The organism is Acidovorax sp. A79 (genome assembly GCF_041154505.1).
Lineage (GTDB): Bacteria > Pseudomonadota > Gammaproteobacteria > Burkholderiales > Burkholderiaceae_C > Acidovorax.
On sequence record NZ_AP028672.1, the window covers coordinates 984,927 to 1,002,500 of the forward strand.

General features: G+C 61.6%; 15 protein-coding genes and 2 rRNA genes. 4 read left to right on the plus strand and 13 right to left on the minus strand.

Annotated features, from left to right (window positions below; translation table 11 throughout):
* Positions 1 to 111 precede the first annotated feature (111 nt).
* The 4 genes from ACAM51_RS04485 to ACAM51_RS04500 all read left to right on the plus strand — a co-directional run bounded on the left by ACAM51_RS04485 (position 112) and on the right by ACAM51_RS04500 (position 1,893).
* A complete protein-coding gene (locus ACAM51_RS04485) occupies positions 112 to 291 on the plus strand; it encodes a hypothetical protein (protein WP_369642838.1) in 180 nt (59 codons plus the stop codon).
* Entirely contained in the window at positions 288 to 461 is a 174-nt protein-coding gene (locus tag ACAM51_RS04490) for a hypothetical protein (RefSeq protein ID WP_369642839.1), read from the plus strand. The genes ACAM51_RS04485 and ACAM51_RS04490 overlap by 4 nt, the downstream gene beginning before the upstream one ends.
* Before the next feature lie 396 nt (positions 462 to 857).
* On the plus strand, positions 858 to 995 hold the full coding sequence (locus ACAM51_RS04495) for a hypothetical protein (protein ID WP_369642840.1): 138 nt from the start codon (positions 858 to 860) through the stop codon (positions 993 to 995).
* A 121-nt stretch (positions 996 to 1,116) separates the two neighbouring features.
* Positions 1,117 to 1,893, plus strand: a complete 777-nt coding sequence (locus tag ACAM51_RS04500) for an exodeoxyribonuclease III (protein ID WP_369642841.1) — start codon at positions 1,117 to 1,119, stop codon at positions 1,891 to 1,893.
* Positions 1,894 to 2,081: 188 nt separating this feature from the next.
* On the opposite strand, the gene ACAM51_RS04505 is transcribed toward ACAM51_RS04500, so the two are convergent.
* The 13 genes from ACAM51_RS04505 to ACAM51_RS04565 form a co-directional block, all read right to left on the minus strand.
* A complete protein-coding gene (locus ACAM51_RS04505; RefSeq protein ID WP_369642842.1) occupies positions 2,082 to 3,020 on the minus strand; it encodes a PA2169 family four-helix-bundle protein in 939 nt (312 codons plus the stop codon).
* Between the two features lie 230 nt (positions 3,021 to 3,250).
* Complete coding sequence (gene ntrC / locus ACAM51_RS04510) at positions 3,251 to 4,900, minus strand: nitrogen regulation protein NR(I) (protein WP_369642843.1); 1,650 nt, start codon at positions 4,898 to 4,900, stop codon at positions 3,251 to 3,253.
* Between the two features lie 51 nt (positions 4,901 to 4,951).
* Positions 4,952 to 5,974: a nitrogen regulation protein NR(II) gene (gene glnL, locus ACAM51_RS04515; protein ID WP_218297761.1), complete on the minus strand. Its 1,023-nt coding sequence runs from the start codon at positions 5,972 to 5,974 to the stop codon at positions 4,952 to 4,954.
* A 98-nt stretch (positions 5,975 to 6,072) separates the two neighbouring features.
* Positions 6,073 to 6,579, minus strand: a complete 507-nt coding sequence (locus ACAM51_RS04520; protein WP_218297750.1) for a hypothetical protein — start codon at positions 6,577 to 6,579, stop codon at positions 6,073 to 6,075.
* Between the two features lie 202 nt (positions 6,580 to 6,781).
* Complete coding sequence (gene glnA, locus ACAM51_RS04525; RefSeq protein ID WP_218297751.1) at positions 6,782 to 8,197, minus strand: type I glutamate--ammonia ligase; 1,416 nt, start codon at positions 8,195 to 8,197, stop codon at positions 6,782 to 6,784.
* A 173-nt stretch (positions 8,198 to 8,370) separates the two neighbouring features.
* Positions 8,371 to 9,192: a competence/damage-inducible protein A gene (locus tag ACAM51_RS04530; protein WP_369642844.1), complete on the minus strand. Its 822-nt coding sequence runs from the start codon at positions 9,190 to 9,192 to the stop codon at positions 8,371 to 8,373.
* Positions 9,189 to 10,145, minus strand: coding sequence for an EI24 domain-containing protein (locus ACAM51_RS04535; protein ID WP_369642845.1), 957 nt, complete (start codon positions 10,143 to 10,145; stop codon positions 9,189 to 9,191). The genes ACAM51_RS04530 and ACAM51_RS04535 overlap by 4 nt, the downstream gene beginning before the upstream one ends.
* 38 nt (positions 10,146 to 10,183) lie before the next feature.
* On the minus strand, positions 10,184 to 11,197 hold the full coding sequence (locus tag ACAM51_RS04540) for a sterol desaturase family protein (protein WP_369642846.1): 1,014 nt from the start codon (positions 11,195 to 11,197) through the stop codon (positions 10,184 to 10,186).
* 86 nt (positions 11,198 to 11,283) lie between these two features.
* Positions 11,284 to 12,147, minus strand: a complete 864-nt coding sequence (locus tag ACAM51_RS04545; RefSeq protein ID WP_369642847.1) for a polysaccharide deacetylase family protein — start codon at positions 12,145 to 12,147, stop codon at positions 11,284 to 11,286.
* Entirely contained in the window at positions 12,120 to 13,103 is a 984-nt protein-coding gene (locus tag ACAM51_RS04550; RefSeq protein ID WP_218341545.1) for a YncE family protein, read from the minus strand. Before ACAM51_RS04550 ends, ACAM51_RS04545 begins: the two co-directional genes overlap by 28 nt.
* Positions 13,104 to 13,370: 267 nt before the next feature.
* Positions 13,371 to 14,123, minus strand: coding sequence for a 16S rRNA pseudouridine(516) synthase (locus ACAM51_RS04555; RefSeq protein WP_369642848.1), 753 nt, complete (start codon positions 14,121 to 14,123; stop codon positions 13,371 to 13,373).
* Positions 14,124 to 14,228: 105 nt separating this feature from the next.
* A 5S ribosomal RNA gene (rrf, locus tag ACAM51_RS04560) occupies positions 14,229 to 14,341 on the minus strand.
* A gap of 143 nt (positions 14,342 to 14,484) precedes the next feature.
* Positions 14,485 to 17,363 (minus strand): 23S ribosomal RNA (locus ACAM51_RS04565).
* Between the last annotated feature and the right edge of the window lie 211 nt (positions 17,364 to 17,574).

Here is a 17,574-nt window from a genome sequence, read left to right on the forward strand (position 1 = left end):
GAGTCTCCTCGCTCCCTTCTAAGTTCCCCCGGGACACCCCGCAAGGGCAGCGGTTCTTTCTTCCCCATTGGCCGCCACCAGGCCGGAATTCCTTCCCCCTCGGAGATTCCTATGAACAACGTCAACGAGACGGTGCAGGCGTTCCTGCGCCCGCACCTCCCCTGGACCGCTGCAGAGCGCAAAGCGGTGGCCCAGACCGAAGCCCGCCAGAGAGCCGAAGACCAGCGCCGCCAGGACCGCGCGCTGATGGACCAGCAGCAGAACTTCCGCTCCATGGGGGCACTGCGATGAACAGCCTCATCCAGCAGGTCCGTACCGCCCAGGTGCGCGCAGGCGAAGACGCTGTGCTCCCGAACCTCCAGAGCCTGGGCCTTGTTCCAAAGCTCAAGCACGAGGTGGCCGTGGTTCAGACCATTGAAGCCGCATCAGCGCGCCACCTGAACGAAATGCGAGCCCCATGAAGATCATCCACATCTCCTACAGCGGCCCCGACCACAAGATCCGCGACGCCAGCGGCAAGGAATAGAAGTCGAGATGCACCCGCGTTTCGGGTCCATCTTTCTCGGGCACCACGGCGATCCCACAGCTGACCAGCCAGGTGCCCGGCCCCCGGTCTGGGATGCCGTCCAGTTCCGTGCCAAGCAGCGAGCGGCGATCGGCACCGACGGGTTCTCTGCACCTGGAAGTCTGAGCCTGAGCCGGCGCTGGTCTACCCGGGCAGGCTCAACTATGCAGTCGCCGGCTCCTCAGTGGCGAAGAAGTACGGCCGCGCTGAGCAGGCGCGCAACGAGAGGACAACATGACGCCGACTCAATCCCCCTTGCCTGCCAAATCAACCGCCCCGCCGAAAGCTCGATGTGTCCCGGGCGACCATCTACCGGCTGGTGAAGGACAAGCACCTGAAACTGGTCAAGGTCGGCAAGCGTGCCAGCCGCATCACGGCGCAAAGCCTCACCGACAATCTGGAGTCCCACGGGGCCGACAATGCTGGGTAGGATTCCGCCACTGCGCGGTATTTTCAAGCGCTTGAATTCTGGGTAGCTAGCCGGGTAGCTACACCATGCAACCCAGAATATGCAACATCAAGCTATTGATTTATAAAAGGATTATTCATCAATGCAAATAGCCACCTGGAACGTGAATTCCCTGTCGGTGCGCCTGCCCCAGGTGCTGGCCTGGCTGGAGGCCAATCCGGTGGATGCCCTGTGCCTGCAGGAACTCAAGCTGACCGACGACAAATTCCCGCACGACGTGCTGAAGGAGGCGGGTTACGAAGCGGTGACCTTCGGCCAGAAGACCTACAACGGCGTGGCCATCCTGAGCCGGCATCCCCTGCGGGACGTGGTGCGCAACATCCCGGGCCACACGGACGAACAGGCCCGCGTCATCGCCGCCACGGTGGACACCCCCTCCGGCGCATTGCGGCTGGTCAACTGTTATTTCGTCAATGGACAGGCCCCTGGCACGGAAAAGTTCGCGTACAAGATGCTGTGGCTTACGGCGCTGCACCGTTGGCTGCGCGAGGAGTTGCGGGCCCACCCGCGGCTGGCGCTGCTGGGCGACTTCAACGTCGCGCCGGAAGACCGCGACTCATTCGACCCGGTGGGCCTGAAGGACACGATCCACCACACTGTGGAAGAGCGCCAGCACTTCCAGGATTTGGTTGCGCTCGGCCTGACCGATACCTTCCGCATGTTCGAGCAACCTGAAAAAACCTATTCGTGGTGGGACTACCGCATGCTGGGCTTCCAGAAGAACCGGGGCCTGCGCATCGATCACATCCTGGTGAGCGAGGCCCTGCGCCCGACGGTGACGGCGTGCGTGGTGGACCGCGCTCCGCGCAAGAACCCCCAGCCCAGCGACCATGCACCGGTGGTGCTCACGATGGCGTGACGTGTTGGCAAGGCGGCTGCGCTGCTGCCGGCACGCCGGGCAGGCCACAACACAAAGGCTGCAAGGATTTCTCCTTGCAGCCTTTGCTGGTTCATGCACGGGCAAAAGACGCGCCATGGGCCCCGCCGGCGGCCCTTGCATGCGCCACGGGCCGGAGCCCGGGGGTGCAGCCGTCCGATAGGATCCGATCAGGTGTTCGAGTACGAATCGCGCAGGCCACGCACTTCATCATGGTTGCGCTGCGCCCCTTGGGACTGGCGTTCCACCAGGGCCCGTACATCAGCGGGCAATGCCGACTTCAAGGCCTTGCGGTAGCGCGCCACGGCAGCGTCCTCGCCGCGCTCGCACTCTTGCAGCACCGCCTTGTCATCGTTGATGGACAGCGCCGACTTGACCGACACCCAGCCCCGGTGCAAAGCCCCGGCCACGGTACCGCCCGAGGCCGGCTCGCCACCCAGGCGGCGGACTTCGCTTTCCAGCTCGGTGGCGGCGGCGGCGCATTCCCGCGCATGGCGCTGGAACACCCCCTTGAGTTGCGCCGAATTGGCGCGCTCGGCACAGGCGGTGAAACCATACTCCCCGTCGCGCGCCGATTCCAGCAGATCGTTGAGAACGTCCACCGTGTCTTCGTTGTCCGCCACGTCCAGCGGAAGCTCGTTGTTGATGCGGGCGCTGGATACGCGGTCCCACGCGGCGCGGGCGGCAGGACGGGCATCCGTCCAGGCCAGGCCGTCCGAATGGCGGGCACGCCAGTCGTCCGCCAGGCGGGGTTCGACGGCCTCAAAGTCGCCTTCGTAGCGGTTTACGGAAGACCAGCCCAGTTCGTAGGCAGGGCGGTATTGGTCGTACGTGCGGCCACCCACGTAGTAGGGCTCGCGGTGGTAGCGTTCGCGCCAGTAGGCGTCTTCATCCGTGGGGTTGACCGCCTCGGCGGCAGCCTTGCCAGCCAGGCCGCCGGCCACGGCGCCCGCCACACCGCCAATGGCTGCCCCCACGGGGCCGCCAAAGGCACCCGCAGCCGCCCCAGCGGCCGCCCCACCCATCGCGGCCCCCACGCCGGTGCCGACGGGATGGGCGCCCGGCTCGTTGGTCAAGGGGTCACGGTTGGCATCGTTGAAATCCGACATAGAAGCTCTCCGGTTGGTTGACAGTGAGTTCATTGTTGGATTCACCCCCGCCGCCCCGGGTCGGTCCATGGAGTGCTTGCTTGTAGGACACCGACCAGCACGCCACGCCCTCGCCACAGGCTGGGGCGATGCGAACCGTCCGGCGCCTTTCTGCAAGAGGCGCAGCCACACCAATACGCTATATTTTTAATAGCATACAGCGCTTGAAAATAAAGCGCTGCAGGCCAATTTCACCCTTCATCTGGCGCATCCAGGCCCAGCTCCTGGATCTTGCGCGTGATGGTGTTGCGGCCAATGCCCAGGCGCTGGGCGGCCTCCATGCGGCGGCCATGCGTGGCGGTGAGCGCGGTGCGGATGAGCCGTGACTCGAATCGCCGCGTCAGGGCATCCCACACCTCGGGCTGGCCACCCGCGAGCAGTTTCTGCGCTTCGGTCTCCAGCGCCTGTTCCCAGCCGTGGCCGACTGGGGCCGCAACCGGCGCCGCGGACACATCCGGAACCACCGGCCAGGCGGCCGCCCCGGGGGCCACGCTGACTGGCGCAATGGCCGGGGCCACGGGCGGGTGCAGTCCACCCACGCGCTCAGCCGGCACAGCGGCCACGGGGCCCGCATGCGGGAGAGGAGGCGTACCGGCGGAAGGCTGCAGCTGCTGCGCGGCAGGCTCGGTGGTGGCGCCTGCACGCGGCACGGGTTGATGGACGGGGGCTTCCAGCACTTCGGGCGGCAGGTCCTGCAGGGAAATGACCTGGGCAGGTGCCATTACAGTGAGCCAGTGGCAGATGTTCTCCAGCTGCCGCACATTGCCCGGAAAGGCAAACTGCTCGAGCCGCGCGAGGGCCGAATCTGCAATGCGCTTGGGCTCCACCCCCAGTTGCCGCGCGCTTTGCTGCAGGAAGTGGCGCGTGAGCACGGGCACATCCTCATGCCGCTCGCGCAGCGCAGGAAGGCGAAGGCGGATGACGTTGAGGCGGTGGAAAAGGTCCTCGCGGAAGCCTCCTTCCTTCACGCGCTTTTCCAGGTCCTGGTGGGTCGCGGCAATCACGCGCACGTGGGCCTTCACGGCCGCATGGCCACCGACGCGGTAGAACTGGCCGTCCGACAGCACGCGCAACAGGCGCGTCTGCAGGTCGAAGGGCATGTCGCCGATTTCATCGAGGAACAGGGTGCCGCCCTCGGCCTGCTCGAAGCGGCCGCGCCGCTGCGTCTGCGCGCCCGTGAAGGCGCCGCGCTCGTGGCCGAAGAGCTCGGACTCGAGCAGATCCTTGGGGATGGCGGCGGTGTTGATGGCCACGAAGGGCCCGTCGGCGACCGGCGAATGCTTGTGCAGCGCGCGCGCCACCAGCTCCTTGCCCGAACCCGATTCGCCCGTGATGAGCACGGTGACCTGGCTCTGGGAGAGGCGGCCGATAGCGCGGAACACGTCCTGCATCGCGGGCGCCTGCCCGAGCATCTCGGGCGTCTCGGCCTGGCGCTCTTCCGTCACCTCTTCGCGCTGGCTTTCCTCCACCGCCCGGCGGATCAGCTCCACCGCCTTGGGCAGGTCGAAAGGCTTGGGCAGATACTCGAAGGCGCCGCGCTGGAAGGCGGATACGGCACTGTCCAGGTCGGAGTACGCCGTCATGATGATGACGGGCAGCCCAGGCTGCAGTTCGCGCACCTTTTCCAGCAACTGCAGGCCCGAGCCGCCGGGCATGCGGATGTCGCTCACCAGGACCTGGGGCCCTTGGCGCGCGGGGTCGCCAGCGGTGATGTCGGCCAGCGCATCGAGCACCTCGCGCGGGTGCGTGAAGCTGCGCGTGGGCAGGTTTTCGCGCGCCAGCGCCTTTTCCAGGACGAAGCGGATCGAGGGGTCGTCATCTACTATCCAGATCGGCTTCATATGTTTTTCTTACCTTCCCTGTGGTTGCGTGTCAGGGACCATCGTGCGCTTTCAAGGCAAGGGAATCAGGATGCGGAAGTCGGTGCGACCCGGCACGCTGTCGCATTCGATCAACCCATGATGGCGCTGCACGAAGGTTTGCGCCAACGTGAGCCCCAGCCCTGACCCGCCATCCCGACCCGACACCAGAGGGTAAAAAATACGCTCCTTGATCGTGTCGGGCACGCCCGGTCCGTTGTCGATGACATGCAATTCCAGTGCCAGCCGGTAGCGCTGGCGACCAAACGTTACTTGTCGGGCCACACGGGTGCGCAGGGTGATGACCGCGTCGCCGGCCGCGATGCGATCGGTCAGCGCCTGGGCCGCGTTCTGCACAATGTTCAACAGCGCCTGGATGAGCTGGGCGCGGTCGCCGCGGAATTCTGGGATCGAGGTGTCGTAGTCGCGCTGCACGCGCAACCCCTGCGGGTACTCCACCAGCACCAGCGAGCGCACGCGCTCGCACACTTCGTGGATGTTCACGTCGCCCACCAGGTGCGGGTGGCGGTGTGGCGCAAGCAGCCGGTCCACCAGGCTTTGCAGGCGGTCGGCCTCGTGGATGATGACCTGGGTGTACTCGGTGAGCTCGCGGCTCTCGAGCTCCATCTCCAGCAGCTGGGCGGCACCACGGATGCCGCCCAGGGGGTTCTTGATCTCGTGGGCCAGGTTGCGGATGAGCTCCTTGTTGGCCTGGGCCTGGTCGAGCAGGCGCTCCTCGCGGTCCTGCCGCGCCTGCTGCTCCAGCGGCCACAGCTCGACGAGGATCTCGCCCACCTGCTCGGCGTCGGCAACGTTCACATGCACGGGCACAGGGTCCTGGTGCAGGCGCTTGAGGCTCGCCTCATACCGCAAGGCGGCAAAGTCCTTGCCCCGGGCACCTGCCAGCGCGGTCTGCAGCAACGCGGGATCGGTGAAAAAGGTGGAGAAGTCCACGCCTTCCAGGGTGCGGCGCGAGAGGCCGAGCGTGTTTTCCAGTGCCGCATTGGCAAATTGCACGGCGCCATCGGCGCGCAGCACGGCCACCAGGGTCGACATCAGATCCAGCGAATGGAATCGCCCTGTGTCGGTGGCTGGGGTGTCGGGAAAGGGCGAAGAGCTCACACGCGTGCCATGCAAGAAAAAAGGAAGGTGACTTAGTTGGCGGGCGGCAGGCGTGCGATCTCGCGCTTGATGCCGGCAATGTCGCTTTCGCTGCGGGCCACGTTGGCCTTGAGCTCCGCCGTGCGTTCCATGTAGCGCTGGGGGTTGCGCAAATCGAGGGCATTGCGCTCTGGGGCGCCGCCGTTGTATTCCTTCACCAGCTCGGCATGGCGGGCCTCGGCCTTGCGCAGTTCGGATTCGAGAATGGCCCGCGCATCGGCATCGCGCGCTTTCTGGTCGTTGCTGTTGGCCCGGGGTGCATTGGAAGGTGCCGCCGTTGCCGCAGGCGTGCCGCCGCCCGAGGGCGCCGGGGCCGCCGACGCCGGCCGGGTGCCCTGCACGACGGTGACATTGCCGCCTTCCACCAGCTTGCATCCCCGCTCCTTGGCCTGGGCGGCGTTGTTGGTGTATTCGTTGCCACAGCGGTAGATGCGGTCTTGCGCCCACGCGGCCGGTGCCGTCGCGGCGATGAGTAACAGGGTGATGAGCGTTTTCTTCATTCGGTTTCCTCGCACTGCCATGCAGGGGTCAGGGGAGTATCCACCAATCACCATGCATCGCCAATCCAACACCAGCAGGCCCTCGCAGGGCTTTGTACATGGATGCAACGGCCCCGGGATTGGTTTCACCAGCCTCTCCGGCCCCATGAAAAAAGGCGGCCTTGGCCGCCTTTTTGGTGAGCAACAGCCTGCAGGGAGGCGATTACAGCGAGTAGTACATGTCGTACTCGACAGGGTGAGGCGCCATGCGGAAACGCGTGACTTCGCCCATCTTGAGCTCGATGTACGCGTCGAGCATGGAGTCGGTAAAGACGCCGCCCTTGGTAAGGAAACCACGGTCCTTGTCCAGATACTCCAGGGCCTGGTCCAGGCTGTGGCAGACGGTGGGCACCAGCTTGTCTTCTTCGGGTGGCAGATGGTACAGGTCCTTCGTGGCGGCTTCGCCCGGATGGATCTTGTTTTCCACGCCGTCCAGGCCGGCCATCATCAGGGCCGAGAAGGCCAGGTAAGGGTTGGCCGATGGATCGGGGAAGCGCGCTTCGATGCGGCGGCCCTTGGGGTTGGCGACGTAAGGAATGCGGATCGAGGCCGAGCGGTTGCGGGCCGAGTAGGCCAGCTTCACAGGGGCCTCGAAGCCGGGCACCAGGCGCTTGTACGAGTTCGTGCCGGGGTTGGTGATGGCGTTCAGGGCACGTGCGTGCTTGATGATGCCGCCGATGTAGTACAGCGCGAAGTCCGACAGGCCGGCATAGCCGTCGCCCGCGAACAGGTTCTTGCCATCCTTCCAGATGGACTGGTGCACGTGCATGCCGGAGCCATTGTCGCCAGCGTAGGGCTTGGGCATGAAGGTAGCCGTCTTGCCGTAGGCGTTGGCCACGTTCCAGACCACGTACTTCAGGACCTGGGTCCAGTCAGCGCGCTCGACCAGCGTGCTGAAGCGCGTGCCGATTTCGTTCTGGCCAGCGCCCGCCACTTCGTGGTGGAACACTTCGACCGGGATGCCCAGGGATTCGAGGATCAAGGACATTTCGGCGCGCATGTCCTGCGTGCTGTCGACAGGAGGCACGGGGAAGTAGCCGCCCTTGACGGTGGGACGGTGGCCGCGGTTGCCGCCTTCGAGCTTGGCGCCCGAGTTCCAGGGGGCTTCGTACTCTTCGATCTCGAACATGACCTTGCCGGGTTCGTTGGACCAGCGCACGCCGTCGAAGATGAAGAATTCTGGCTCGGGACCGAAGAAGGCCGTGTCGCCCAGGCCGGAGGCCTTCAGGTAGGCTTCAGCGCGCTTGGCGATGGAGCGTGGGTCGCGGTCGTAGGCCTTGCCGTCACCGGGTTCGATCACGTCGCACTGCAGGAACAGCGTGGTTTCTTCGAAGAAGGGGTCGATGTTGGCGGTGCTGGGGTCGGGCATGAGCTGCATGTCCGAGGCTTCAATGCCCTTCCAGCCAGCCACGGACGAACCGTCGAATGCGTGGCCGGACGTGAACTTGTCTTCATCGAAGTGGGACACCGGCACGGTCACGTGCTGTTCCTTGCCCCGGGTATCGGTAAAACGGAAGTCAACGAACTTGACTTCGTTCTCCTTCACCATCTTCATCACGTCTGCAACGGTCTTGGCCATCAGGTTCTCCTGGGTAAAGCGCTTGTTGAAAAAAGAATTTGTGGAAATAAAAGCAGTTTGCGTGCCAGCTGGGTGCAGCCGCCGCACTATGAAGGAGCACTACGGACTGCAGGCCGATAGGACATTTGCAAGATTGCACCAACAAGGTGCGCAACAACGATCAACACCAAGCATTACAAATTGCGCACCAATTCAGGGCCACACTCCGCACCAAAACCGTGCAATCCCGTCTTGAGATCCTGCCAGGCGGCCGGGACCAAGGGAGCAGGACCTTTGACGCCCAGTTCGATGTGCCGCCCGTATTGTGGATGATCCACGCTGGGTAAGCTGAACACCCGGACCTCGGGGTGCGATTTTTCTATGCGCTCCATGAGAGGTGTCAATGCTGCCTCCATGGCGCCATAGACCACCACCGACTGCTCGACCTGGGGAGCACGGTTGAACAGGTCTGCATAGTGGTGGTCGAGCACCCATTCGATCATGGGCCAGGCCATGACCGGGAATCCGGGCACGAAATGGACGGCACCGCCGCCAGCGCCCTCGCAGCTGAAGCCGGGAATCTTGTTGTAGGGATTGGGGATGATGCGGGCGCCTGCGGGAAAGACGCCCATGTTGAGCCGGTGCACATTGTCCGGCCGCTCGGCTTCGTATGGCACACCTTGCTCCCGCGCCACGTCCTGCATGCGTTCGCGGATCAACGCCTCGGCCTCGGCATGCAGAGCCAGCTCACGGCCCAGGGCACCTGCCGCGCATTGGCGGGTGTGGTCATCGGGCGTCGCACCGATGCCTCCGCAGGAGAAGACTACATCGCCCGAGGCAAAGGCCCGCCGCAGTGTCGCGGTGATGCGGTCCGGGCTGTCCCCGACGTAGTCCGCATACGACAGCGACAGGCCGCGAGCCGAGAGCAGTTCGATGACTTTGGGCATGTGCTTGTCGGCGCGCTTGCCCGACAGGATTTCATCGCCCACGATGATCAGGCCGAAAGAGGGAGTCATGGGGAAGGGGTTCCGTGGATGGGAGATGGCGTCGGAGGCGCTGCGAGTGCCGCCGGGGCTGCGGCAGCAGGAGGCGACTCGGCACTGGCGTCCGGTCCGCGCGCCAGCTCCTTCGCCGGCGCAAGGATCGGGGGCGCCTCAGCGGCCACCGGCCCCGCAGCCTCTTGCCGCAGGCGTGCCAGCGCGGCCAGGCAGTAGTGCGCGAACCACAGCGATGAAAATGCGAAAACGAGGGTGTAGATCCAGATCGCCAACGGCACCAGGATGAAAAAGGCCGCTGCAAACACCACCCCCGAGGCCCATACGATGCTGGGCGCAGCGCCGAGGTAGCCCGTCAGGATGCCAATGCCCAGCAGGCTGCTGCGGTGGCGGCGAAAAATAGCCTGCCGCTCCTCCTTGCTGGCATGGTCGGCCAAGGCATCGAAAGCCATCACCCGGTAAGTAAGCCACCCCCAGATCAAGGGCGGCAGGATGAGCACCAGCGGCGGCACCAGCCACAGGGGCACCGACACCACCAGGGCGATCAATGCCAGCAACGTGGAACTGACCGACCACACCACGCTGGCGATGAAGGAGCCGCCCTTCTTGCGCTCCAGGGCCGGAAAGCGCCGGTCGGCCACCAGCGCCACCAGTGCAGGCGTCATGAGCACCGCCACCACCAACAGGGAAACCACCACCAGCGCGGGAGCCACCGCCAGGATCACCATCAGTGGCGCCACCACCGAAGTGACATCTCCCAACCCCCAGCCCTGCAGCCAGCTCCAGAAGCTGGCCAGGAGGGCGGATGCGTCCAGCAGTGCGCGCATTCCCCGCACGGCGCCGTCCCAGTAGAAGTACCCCAAGCCCAGCGCCAGCGCCACCATCAGCACGAGCGGCAGCACGGACAGGGCAATCACACGCGGGCGCAGGCAGTAGGCAGCGGCGCGCCAGAAAGAATCAAACAGAAGTCCCATGCCGGCAAGCATACCGTCTTGGCCGTCCGCAGGGGCTTTCAAGCCTTGCCGAGCAGCCGCAGCAAGCCACGCCATTGCTGCGACCAGAAACCCTTGCCGTAGTCCCGCACCTGCCCGGTCGGCCCCGCTTCCACCTGGTCGCGCACACCCGTCGGATCGAAGCGCAGCTCGAAATTGGCGGTGCGCATCAGAATGTCCCACCAGGGCAGCAGCACTCCGAAGTTGTGGCCGCCCAGGACGGTGCGATACCTTGCGCGCCCCGCGCTCGCCCCCTCACCCGGCAGCGGCTTGATGGTTTCATGGCCGATCCCAATGCTGTGGTGCAGGCGGTGAAAGCGCGGGCTCACCCACAGCCGCTCGCCCCAGCGGCCAAACCACAGGCGTACGTTGGCATGCTGAAAGCTCTCGCTGAGCTGCGTGATGGCGACGATGGCGATGAACTGCCCCGGCGCGACCCCGATGAGTTGCGCCACCACCACGAGAATCGTGTCGCGCAGCAGGTCATCGAGCAGGTGGTTGCGGTTGTCGCTCCACATGGTCATCTGGCGCTGCGCATGGTGCAGGGAATGAAGGCGCCACCACCATTCAAAATGGTGCTGCCCCCGGTGAATCCAGTAGTCCACGAAATCGAACACCACCAGATACAGCAACAGGCTGACCCAGGGTACATCGGTGATACCGGGCCAGAGGCCATCGAGCTGGAATGTGCTGATGCCCGCCACCCGCAAGGCGCCGAAGAACGAATCCGCCAGCGGGTCCACCGCCAGGAACAGGCCCAGCCGGAACAGGCCCAGCCGGTGAATCAGCGTGTAGAGAATGTCGGTGCGGATCGTCGCCCGGTCGGTCACGGCCTCCACCGGCCGCCAGCGCTGCAGCGGGCCAATCACCGCGGCGATCACCACGAGCTGCAAAAGACCCACCAGTATCCAGCCCGCGGCCTCGTAGCCGCTTTCAAGCTGGTTCCCCAGTCCCATGGCGAACATCGCTGGCTGCAACAGGCTTTCAAAAAGCCATTGCTGAACCGCATCAAATCCGTTGCCTAGCCACCCCATCGCGTCACGCTCCCTCCGTACCGCCGGCCCCGCCTGCGCTCAGGCGGCGGCCGTGCACAACCCAAACAATCCCCGCCGCCATGATCTCAGCGCCCCTTCACAGGCGCATAGTCAGGATGCTCGCGCAATGTGCGAAAGCAAAACCCCCGCTCCTTGAGGCCCACGATCAGCGGCTCCAGCACCGCCGGCGCCCACGGGTCCTTGCGCGACCAGATGCCCAGGTGGGCCAGCAGGATGTCGCCACTGCGCACCTCGCGCAAGGCCTTGTGCAAGAGCGCGGCGTTGCTAGCCTTCTCACTGGGCAATTCGTCTCCCAGGAACCCCGCCGGGGACCATCCCACATGCGTGAAGCCGCATGCGCGCGCACTGGCGAGCAGCCGTGGCGATGTCTTGCCCCCCGGCGCGCGAAACAGAGGCAGGGGAGTCTTGCCCGTCAGCACCTGCAACCGGTCCGCGGCCCGGGCGATCTCTTCGCAATACCCGGCGGCCGTCAGTACGAAATCCTGCCCCTCTCGAGGCCCTGCCGAGGGACGCACGCGGAACGAAGGGTTTTCTACCGTGCCAAGGTCGGCGCGCCAGTACGTGTGGTCCCAGGTGTGCGAGGCAAACTCATGCCCTTCTGCCGCGCGTGCGCGCCACCACGAAGCCCAGTGGGCGCCCAGGCTGCCATCGCCTTTCTGGGTCCGCTCATTGGCGGCAAAGAACGTCACGCGCACCTGCTGGCGCGCGAGAACCTCCGCGACCAGGGGCGCCACGGCCATGTGGCCCGTGTCAAAGGTGAGGTAAACAGGAGTTTTACAGTCGTTTTGGGCATTGGCGCCCGATATGCATGCGCCAAGTGCTATAAGAAATATAGCACCCCTGATCCCGCGGGCAAGCTGCCCCCAACCCCGGGAAAGCCGGCTACGGCCAGCCCCGCCGTTCAGCGCGGCGCGTGCTGCAGCGTCCATACGCCGTGGGGAGACTTGCCCACCGTGACCTGCCGCACGACCTTCTTCGTTTCAGTATCCACCACGGACAGCTTGCGCGCCCAGCGGGAACTGACATAGATGAAACGGCCATCGGCGGACACCTCCATGCAGTCGGGCCCCCCGGGAACAGGGTAGGACTCGACCACCTGCTGGGTCGTCATGTCGATCTTGCTGATGGAGTTGGCCACGCGGTTGCTGACATACAGATGCCGTCCGTCACCCGCCGCGCGGAAAGCGTGCGCCCCATTGCCCGTCTTGATTTTCTTGATGCTCACGGGTTCGCGACCGGAAACGTCGAACACCTCCACGCTGTCACTGCCAGTCAGGCCCACGAACACGCGCTTGTCGTCTGCGCTGCCGTAGACATCCGCAGGCATGGCTCCTGTTTTGATGCGCCACTTGATCGTCTGCGTCGCGATGTCGATGGCCACCAGCTCGTCGCTGTCCTGCATCGTGGAGTACACCGTGGTACTTCGGCTGTCGATCCACAAATGGCTTGGCGTGCGGGATGTGGCCACGCGCTGGACGAGAGTCAGTTCCTTGCCATCCCAGCGATAGAAGTCCACGTGATTGAGCCGGTTGGCCGCCGTGATGAACCACTTCATGTCCGGTGTAAAGCGCAAGTGGTAAGGGTCCACGATGCCGCGGACGGTGCGTTGGACCTGTGCCGTGCGCGGATCCAGGAACGTCAGCGTATCACCCAGCGCATTGGCCACGATGATCGACTTCTCATCGGGGGTGAGATAGAGATGGTGAGGCTCCTTGCCCGTGGGAATGCGGACGGTCTCGGTCCAGGTCGCAGGGTCAATGACGCTGACATTGGCTTCCAGGGAATTGAGCACGAACAAAGGAGGCGCTCCAGCCAGCACGCCCCCCATCGACATCCATAGCCCACCCAGCGCAAGGTATGCGCGTGCAATCGAAAAAATCTTCACACAACCACTTTCAACACAGCATTCGAGTGTAGCGCCGCCCATGCGGATACCCCGAACAGGAACACGTAACATCCTTGATGTAGAACGGCCTTGGATCAAGAAACCAGGCTTCGAAAGGCCAGAAGCTCGGCATCGAAAGGGCACGGATTCAGGTGCTTCCAGCTACAAGCCCCCTCAATCAGTAGCCCCCACATTGGAATGTTCTCCAAGCAGCCAAGCACTGAATACACGCGAGAGTGCTGCTGTGCGCTCCCCTCCTCTTACATCTCAATTGGATTGAGCAAGCAAATCCAGTTCGTCGTGGTTGAGCCATTTCCACGCACCGGGGGCCAGATCAGATGGCAACTCCATCGCACCGATGCGTGACCGATGCAGCCCCTCCACGCGATTGCCAACAGCAGCGAGCATGCGCTTGACCTGGTGGTATTTTCCTTCTGTCAGCGTGAGGGCCAGCCGATGGCTCTCCACTTGCTCGCAGGCCGCTGCCCTCACCGGTTTCGGATCGTCGTCGAGCACCACGCCTGCAAGCAGCTTTGCGATCTGTCCGCCATCCACGGGGTGCTTCGTGGTGACTTGGTACACCTTGGCCACATGTTTCTTGGGCGAACTCATCCGGTGAATGAACTGTCCATCATCGCTCAGCAACAGCAATCCTGTGGTGTCCTGGTCCAGCCGGCCCACAGCCTGCACCCCTTGAACCGCACTTTTCGTAGGCCGCTGGCGCAAAGGGGGCGGCAGCAAGGTATAGATGCTCGGGTAAGTCGAAGGCTTTTGAGAGCATTCGGTGCCTGCGGGCTTGTGCAGCAACACATACGCTTTGGCGTGATAAGGCCAATCGACGCCCTGAACGCGCAGTATCAACCCTTCCGGCTCCAGCTCGGCTGCCGCGTCGGTGCACGGCTCGTAACCCTGGGTGCCGGACGACGATTCGCGCACCGATACCCAGCCCTGCTGTACCAACCCCGCGCAGACACGGCGGGTGCCAAAGCCTTGGGAATACAGAATATCTTGCAGCTGCATAACGCGGAGAAATAGAAGCTAGTTGAATGTAAACGTGCTTGCGCGCGGCCCAAAGCAAAACGCCCTTCTACTCAGCAGAGCAGAAGGGCGGTTTGGGCTGTAAGAGCCTGACGATGACCTACTTTCACACGGGAACCCGCACTATCATCGGCGCAAAGTCGTTTCACTGTCCTGTTCGGGATGGGAAGGAGTGGTACCAACTTGCTATGGTCATCAGGCATAACTTGGTGCTGGGCTGTTCGTGGAACAGCCTGGCGAATTCATAGAGTATGGAATCAGATTTTGTGTCTTTTGACTGCGTCAACTTGGCATAACAATCTTTGAGCTTTGCACACTTGCGTGTGTTGGCTATCAAAGTTATAGGGTCAAGCCGCACGAGCAATTAGTATCAGTTAGCTTAACGCATTACTGCGCTTCCACACCTGACCTATCAACGTCCTGGTCTTGAACGACTCTTTAGGGGGCTCAAGGCCCCGGCAGATCTCATCTTGAAACGAGTTTCCCGCTTAGATGCTTTCAGCGGTTATCTCTTCCACACTTAGCTACTCGGCAATGCCACTGGCGTGACAACCGATACACCAGAGGTGTGTCCACTCCGGTCCTCTCGTACTAGGAGCAGGCTTCCTCAAATCTGCAGCGCCCACGGAAGATAGGGACCAAACTGTCTCACGACGTTTTAAACCCAGCTCACGTACCTCTTTAAATGGCGAACAGCCATACCCTTGGGACCGGCTACAGCCCCAGGATGAGATGAGCCGACATCGAGGTGCCAAACACCGCCGTCGATATGAACTCTTGGGCGGTATCAGCCTGTTATCCCCAGAGTACCTTTTATCCGTTGAGCGATGGCCCTTCCATACAGAACCACCGGATCACTATGTCCTGCTTTCGCATCTGCTCGACTTGTCAGTCTCGCAGTTAAGCACGCTTATGCCATTGCACTATCGTCACGATGTCCGACCGTAACTAGCGTACCTTCGAACTCCTCCGTTACGCTTTGGGAGGAGACCGCCCCAGTCAAACTGCCTACCATGCACTGTCCCCGATCCAGATAATGGACCTAGGTTAGAACCTCAAACACACCAGGGTGGTATTTCAACGTTGGCTCCATGAGATCTAGCGACCTCACTTCAAAGCCTCCCACCTATCCTACACAGATCTGTTCAAAGTCCAATACAAAGCTACAGTAAAGGTTCATGGGGTCTTTCCGTCTTTCCGCGGGGAGATTGCATCATCACAAACATTTCAACTTCGCTGAGTCTCAGGAGGAGACAGTGTGGCCATCGTTACGCCATTCGTGCAGGTCGGAACTTACCCGACAAGGAATTTCGCTACCTTAGGACCGTTATAGTTACGGCCGCCGTTTACTGGGACTTCAATCAAGAGCTTGCACCCCATCATTTAATCTTCCAGCACCGGGCAGGCGTCACACCCTATACGTCCACTTTCGTGTTTGCAGAGTGCTGTGTTTTTATTAAACAGTCGCAGCCACCGATTTTTTGCAACCCCGTTGGGCTCGCCTTGTACAGGTTCACCTACTTGGGGCATACCTTCTCCCGAAGTTACGGTATCAATTTGCCGAGTTCCTTCTCCTGAGTTCTCTCAAGCGCCTTAGAATACTCATCTCGCGCACCAGTGTCGGTTTGCGGTACGGTCGTCAATAGCTGAAGCTTAGTGGCTTTTCCTGGAAGCAGGGTATCACTCACTTCGTCTGCAAGCAGACTCGTTATCACCCCTCATCTAAGCCCGGCGGATTTGCCTACCAGGCACGACTACAGGCTTGAACCAACATATCCAACAGTTGGCTGAGCTAACCTTCTCCGTCCCCACATCGCACTATTGATCGGTACAGGAATATTGACCTGTTTCCCATCAGCTACGCATCTCTGCCTCGCCTTAGGGGCCGACTCACTCTACGCCGATGAACGTTGCGTAGAAAACCTTGCGCTTACGGCGAGGGGGCTTTTCACCCCCTTTAACGCTACTCATGTCAGCATTCGCACTTCTGATACCTCCAGCATCCGTTACCAGACACCTTCACAGGCCTACAGAACGCTCTCCTACCACTTGCAATAAATTGCAAATCCGCAGCTTCGGTAACTGGCTTAGCCCCGTTACATCTTCCGCGCAGGACGACTCGATCAGTGAGCTATTACGCTTTCTTTAAATGATGGCTGCTTCTAAGCCAACATCCTGACTGTTTTAGCCTTCCCACTTCGTTTCCCACTTAGCCAATTTTAGGGACCTTAGCTGGCGGTCTGGGTTGTTTCCCTCTTGAGTCCGGACGTTAGCACCCGGTGCTCTGTCTCCCAAGCTGTACTCGTCGGTATTCGGAGTTTGCATAGGTTTGGTAAGTCGCCATGACCCCCTAGCCTAAACAGTGCTCTACCCCCGACGGTAATACTTGAGGCACTACCTAAATAGTTTTCGGAGAGAACCAGCTATTTCCAAGTTTGTTTAGCCTTTCACCCCTATCCACAGCTCATCCGCTAGTTTTGCAACACTAGTCGGTTCGGACCTCCAGTACCTGTTACGGCACCTTCATCCTGGCCATGGATAGATCACTTGGTTTCGGGTCTACACCCAGCGACTGATTCGCCCTATTCGGACTCGATTTCTCTACGGCTTCCCTATTCGGTTAACCTTGCCACTGAATGTAAGTCGCTGACCCATTATACAAAAGGTACGCAGTCACCCTTGCGGGCTCCTACTTTTTGTAAGCATGCGGTTTCAGGATCTATTTCACTCCCCTCCCGGGGTTCTTTTCGCCTTTCCCTCACGGTACTGGTTCACTATCGGTCGATTACGAGTATTTAGCCTTGGAGGATGGTCCCCCCATATTCAGACAGGATTTCTCGTGTCCCGCCCTACTTTTCTCTACCTTAGTACCACACGTCTGTTTTCGCATACAGGGCTATCACCTGCTATGGCCGGACTTTCCATTCCGTTTTGCTAACAGTCGTGCTATCAATAGAAGGCTCTTCCGATTTCGCTCGCCACTACTTTCGGAATCTCGGTTGATGTCTTTTCCTCGAGCTACTGAGATGTTTCAGTTCACCCGGTTCGCCTCGCATGACTATGTATTCATCATGCGATACCTCTTGCGAGGTGGGTTTCCCCATTCAGAAATCTCCGGATCAAAGCTTATTTGCCAGCTCCCCGAAGCTTATCGCAGGCTATCACGTCTTTCGTCGCCTGTAATCGCCAAGGCATCCACCACATGCTCTTAGTCACTTGACCCTATAACTTTGACGTTTCTTGCGAAACACCGCCGTCTAATCTTTCAAGGACTTGCCAGGTCTTTCACCTGACGCGTTATGCCGTAAACAACTTCAACCCTTTCGAGTTGTCATCGTATTACTTAAGAATTTCAAACTAGGTTTGAATATTCGTTTTGACGCAATCAAAAATTCTTGTTGCTAGCGGCACGGTCTGCACTAAACCTTTACGA